This window comes from Azoarcus taiwanensis, assembly GCF_012910885.1.
GTDB lineage: Bacteria > Pseudomonadota > Gammaproteobacteria > Burkholderiales > Rhodocyclaceae > Azoarcus_F > Azoarcus_F taiwanensis.
The window spans coordinates 1-5,561 of the sequence record NZ_WTVM01000194.1; the positions used below are offsets into that span (position 1 = coordinate 1).

The 5,561-nt window shown below is 54.5% G+C and carries 2 tRNA genes and 3 rRNA genes; all 5 read left to right on the forward strand.

The features are described 5' to 3' along the window. Positions 1-219: 219 nt before the first annotated feature. The 5 genes from GPA21_RS19005 to rrf all read left to right on the forward strand — a co-directional run bounded on the left by GPA21_RS19005 (position 220) and on the right by rrf (position 5,503). Positions 220-1,757, forward strand: a 16S ribosomal RNA gene (locus GPA21_RS19005). Between the two features lie 108 nt (positions 1,758-1,865). Continuing rightward, positions 1,866-1,942, forward strand: a tRNA-Ile gene (locus tag GPA21_RS19010). A gap of 37 nt (positions 1,943-1,979) precedes the next feature. Next, positions 1,980-2,055 (forward strand) — tRNA-Ala (locus GPA21_RS19015). Between the two features lie 347 nt (positions 2,056-2,402). Then, positions 2,403-5,293 (forward strand): 23S ribosomal RNA (locus GPA21_RS19020). Positions 5,294-5,389: 96 nt separating this feature from the next. Beyond that, positions 5,390-5,503: ribosomal RNA gene (gene rrf / locus GPA21_RS19025) — 5S ribosomal RNA — on the forward strand. The 16S, 23S and 5S rRNA genes sit together here with 2 tRNA genes alongside, the layout of an rRNA operon. Positions 5,504-5,561: the final 58 nt, after the last annotated feature.

Genomic DNA, 5,561 nt, shown 5'->3' on the forward strand with positions numbered 1-5,561 from the left:
GTTTGGATTTGAGTGCTTCTGGGGGTTGACGAGTTGTTTGGTCTTCTTCATAATTCCGCTTCTTCGCTGCTTGGTCAGCGGTTCTTTAAAAATTTGAACAACCGATAAGATGTGGGTGCTCGGTATTGTGCGTTGAGGTTTCGAGCGGGGCTTTTTGTCTCGCTGTAACGCAAAGATTGAGTGCTCATATGTCAGTAATGACTTTGAGTGCTGTGGATTGAACTTAAGAGTTTGATCCTGGCTCAGATTGAACGCTGGCGGCATGCTTTACACATGCAAGTCGAACGGCAGCACGGGTGCTTGCACCTGGTGGCGAGTGGCGAACGGGTGAGTAATGCATCGGAACGTACCCAGTCGTGGGGGATAGCCCGGGGAAACCCGGATTAATACCGCATACGCCCTGAGGGGGAAAGTGGGGGACCGCAAGGCCTCACGCGATTGGAGCGGCTGATGTCGGATTAGCTAGTTGGTGGGGTAAAGGCCTACCAAGGCGACGATCCGTAGCTGGTCTGAGAGGATGATCAGCCACACTGGGACTGAGACACGGCCCAGACTCCTACGGGAGGCAGCAGTGGGGAATTTTGGACAATGGGGGCAACCCTGATCCAGCCATGCCGCGTGAGTGAAGAAGGCCTTCGGGTTGTAAAGCTCTTTCAGTTGGGAAGAAACGGGGTTCTCTAATACAGGGCTCTAATGACGGTACCGACAGAAGAAGCACCGGCTAACTACGTGCCAGCAGCCGCGGTAATACGTAGGGTGCGAGCGTTAATCGGAATTACTGGGCGTAAAGCGTGCGCAGGCGGTTGTGTAAGACAGGTGTGAAATCCCCGGGCTTAACCTGGGAACTGCGCTTGTGACTGCACGGCTAGAGTACGGCAGAGGGGGGTGGAATTCCACGTGTAGCAGTGAAATGCGTAGAGATGTGGAGGAACACCGATGGCGAAGGCAGCCCCCTGGGCCGATACTGACGCTCATGCACGAAAGCGTGGGGAGCAAACAGGATTAGATACCCTGGTAGTCCACGCCCTAAACGATGTCGACTAGTCGTTCGTAGAGGTAACTCTGTGAGTGACGCAGCTAACGCGTGAAGTCGACCGCCTGGGGAGTACGGTCGCAAGATTAAAACTCAAAGGAATTGACGGGGACCCGCACAAGCGGTGGATGATGTGGATTAATTCGATGCAACGCGAAAAACCTTACCTACCCTTGACATGCCAGGAATCCTTGAGAGATCAGGGAGTGCCTTCGGGAGCCTGGACACAGGTGCTGCATGGCTGTCGTCAGCTCGTGTCGTGAGATGTTGGGTTAAGTCCCGCAACGAGCGCAACCCTTGTCGCTAATTGCCATCATTTGGTTGGGCACTTTAGCGAGACTGCCGGTGACAAACCGGAGGAAGGTGGGGATGACGTCAAGTCCTCATGGCCCTTATGGGTAGGGCTTCACACGTCATACAATGGTCGGTACAGAGGGTTGCCAAGCCGCGAGGTGGAGCTAATCTCTTAAAGCCGATCGTAGTCCGGATCGTAGTCTGCAACTCGACTACGTGAAGTCGGAATCGCTAGTAATCGTGGATCAGCATGCCACGGTGAATACGTTCCCGGGTCTTGTACACACCGCCCGTCACACCATGGGAGTGGGTTTCACCAGAAGTGGGTAGCTTAACCTTCGGGAGGGCGCTCACCACGGTGAGATTCATGACTGGGGTGAAGTCGTAACAAGGTAGCCGTAGGGGAACCTGCGGCTGGATCACCTCCTTTCAAGAGAAAAGAAGCCTTCATTCGGGCAGTGCTCGAGTGCCCACTTCTTATCGGTTGTTCAGAAGTTGTGCATCACAGGAAGTGCCAAGTCTCGAGCAGCACCGAGTCGGGTCTGTAGCTCAGCTGGTTAGAGCACCGTCTTGATAAGGCGGGGGTCGTTGGTTCGAACCCAACCAGACCCACCACCGACGTTGAATCGGGGCGGGTCCGGGCCAGTCAGATGGGGCTGTAGCTCAGCTGGGAGAGCGGCGGCTTTGCAAGCCGTAGGTCGTCGGTTCGATCCCGACCAGCTCCACCAAACGACTGGGTTGTTCGTGGCAATCGGGTTTCTGTGAGTGTGTGTTTCGCCTCTGAGCAGTGCGCATCCAAGCAATGCGTGCGTAGTGCTCAGAGTCTGCGCGAAGCGGCTCAACGTTCTTTAACAAGTCGGAAAGTGTGTAAAGTGTGTCGCATCCGGACGCCTGGGGTATGTCAGCCCGGTGGATGATGGATGCGGCATGGGTTGTGTGATTGCATGTAACAAAAGTCTCGCGCGGGTGCGGCCGAACCAGCGGCCTGGGCGAGACGACACTTCGAGTGTTTGAATCCGTTGTTGTAATGGTGGTGGCTGAGGCGAGTGACTCGCACTCGGCCCCATGGTTATAGGATCAAGCGACTAAGTGCATGTGGTGGATGCCTTGGCGATCACAGGCGATGAAGGACGTGCAAGCCTGCGAAAAGCGGGGGGGAGCTGGCAATGGAGCTTTGATCCCCCGATGTCCGAATGGGGAAACCCGGCCCTTTTGGGTCACCTCTGGCTGAATACATAGGCCAGTTGGAGCGAACCCGGCGAACTGAAACATCTAAGTAGCCGGAGGAAAAGAAATCAACCGAGATTCCGCAAGTAGTGGCGAGCGAACGCGGATGAGCCTGCACGACTAAACCAATTACTTAGCAAAACGGTCTGGAAAGTCCGACGATACAGGGTGATAGTCCCGTATGTGAAAAGTAGCTGGCGGGTCTGAGCGTGCGACAAGTAGGGCGGGACACGTGAAATCCTGTCTGAAGATGGGGGGACCATCCTCCAAGGCTAAATACTCGTGATCGACCGATAGTGAACCAGTACCGTGAGGGAAAGGCGAAAAGAACCCCGGGAGGGGAGTGAAATAGATCCTGAAACCGCATGCATACAAACAGTGGGAGCCTCCTTAGTGGGGTGACTGCGTACCTTTTGTATAATGGGTCAGCGACTTACGTTGTGTAGCGAGCTTAACCGAATAGGGGAGGCGTAGGGAAACCGAGTCTGATAAGGGCGCCATAGTTGCACGATGTAGACCCGAAACCGGATGATCTATCCATGGCCAGGATGAAGGTGCCGTAACAGGTACTGGAGGTCCGAACCCACTAATGTTGAAAAATTAGGGGATGAGCTGTGGATAGGGGTGAAAGGCTAAACAAATCCGGAAATAGCTGGTTCTCCCCGAAAACTATTTAGGTAGTGCGTCGTACGGACACTTGCGGGGGTAGAGCACTGTCATTGTTGGGGGGGTCATCGCGATTTACCCCGCAATAGCAAACTCCGAATACCGCAAAGTGATATACGGCAGACAGACAGCGGGTGCTAACGTCCGTTGTCGAGAGGGAAACAACCCAGACCGCCAGCTAAGGTCCCAAATACATGGCTAAGTGGGAAACGAGGTGGGAAGGCCCAGACAGCTAGGAGGTTGGCTTAGAAGCAGCCACCCTTTAAAGAAAGCGTAATAGCTCACTAGTCGAGTCGTCCTGCGCGGAAGATGTAACGGGGCTCAAGCCATGAACCGAAGCTGCGGATGTGTCGTTTGACACATGGTAGGGGAGCGTTCCGTAAGCCTGTGAAGGTGTCTCGTAAGGGATGCTGGAGGTATCGGAAGTGCGAATGCTGACATGAGTAGCGATAAAGGGAGTGAAAAGCTCCCTCGCCGAAAGCCCAAGGTTTCCTGCGCAACGTTCATCGGCGCAGGGTGAGTCGGCCCCTAAGGCGAGGCTGAAAAGCGTAGTCGATGGGAAACAGGTCAATATTCCTGTACCGCTCTTAGATGCGATGGGGGGACGGAGAAGGTTAGCTCGGCCGGGTGTTGGACGTCCCGGTTTAAGCGTGTAGTCGTGCCTGGTAGGCAAATCCGCCGGGCTTAGATGAGGCGTGATGACGAGGGCTCATGGAGCCCGAAGCGAGTAATACCCTGCTTCCAGGAAAAGCCTCTAAGCTTCAGTCTAAGAGTGACCGTACCGCAAACCGACACAGGTGGGCAGGTAGAAAATACCCAGGCGCTTGAGAGAACTCAGGAGAAGGAACTCGGCAAATTGATACCGTAACTTCGGGAGAAGGTATGCCCATGGTAGGTGAAGGCACTTGCTGCCGGAGCTGACGTGGGCCGCAGAGAATCGGTGGCTGCGACTGTTTATTAAAAACACAGCACTGTGCAAAATCGAAAGATGACGTATACGGTGTGACGCCTGCCCGGTGCCGGAAGGTTAAGTGATGGGGTGCAAGCTCTTGATCGAAGCCCCGGTAAACGGCGGCCGTAACTATAACGGTCCTAAGGTAGCGAAATTCCTTGTCGGGTAAGTTCCGACCTGCACGAATGGCGTAACGATGGCCACACTGTCTCCTCCTGAGACTCAGCGAAGTTGAAGTGTTTGTGAAGATGCAATCTCCCCGCGGCAAGACGGAAAGACCCCATGAACCTTTACTGTAGCTTTGCATTGGACTTTGACGTCACTTGTGTAGGATAGGTGGGAGGCTTTGAAGTGGGAACGCCAGTTCTCATGGAGCCGCCCTTGAAATACCACCCTGGTGTCGTTGAGGTTCTAACCTTGGCCCGTGAATCCGGGTCGGGGACCGTGCATGGCAGGCAGTTTGACTGGGGCGGTCTCCTCCCAAAAGGTAACGGAGGAGTACGAAGGTCACCTAGGTACGGTCGGACATCGTACTGATAGTGCAATGGCAAAAGGTGGCTTGACTGCGAGACCGACAAGTCGAGCAGGTGCGAAAGCAGGTCATAGTGATCCGGTGGTTCTGTATGGAAGGGCCATCGCTCAACGGATAAAAGGTACTCTGGGGATAACAGGCTGATTCCGCCCAAGAGTTCACATCGACGGCGGAGTTTGGCACCTCGATGTCGGCTCATCACATCCTGGGGCTGTAGCCGGTCCCAAGGGTATGGCTGTTCGCCATTTAAAGTGGTACGTGAGCTGGGTTTAAAACGTCGTGAGACAGTTTGGTCCCTATCTGCCGTGGGCGCTGGAAGTTTGAGAGGGCCTGCTCCTAGTACGAGAGGACCGGAGTGGACGCACCTCTGGTGTACCGGTTGTGACGCCAGTCGCATCGCCGGGTAGCTAAGTGCGGAAGAGATAACCGCTGAAAGCATCTAAGCGGGAAACTCGCCTCAAGATGAGACTTCCCTCAGGCCTTGAGCCTGCTGAAGGGTCGTTGAAGACCACAACGTTGATAGGCGGGGTGTGGAAGCGCAGTAATGCGTTAAGCTAACCCGTACTAATTGCCCGTGAGGCTTGATCCTATAACCATGGATCCAACAACAAAAACACTCGAATACAACAATCACAACAACCCAAACACCTACACACACACTCCAGACTTGTTAAACCCTTCAAAGTCTGACGACCATAGCGTCATGGAACCACTCCTTCCCATCCCGAACAGGACAGTGAAACGTGACCGCGCCGATGATAGTGCAGATTGCCTGTGCGAAAGTAGGTCATCGTCAGACTAACCACACTCACTCACCCCCGCGTCCAAAAGACCGGGGGTGAGACCGTCTACAACAA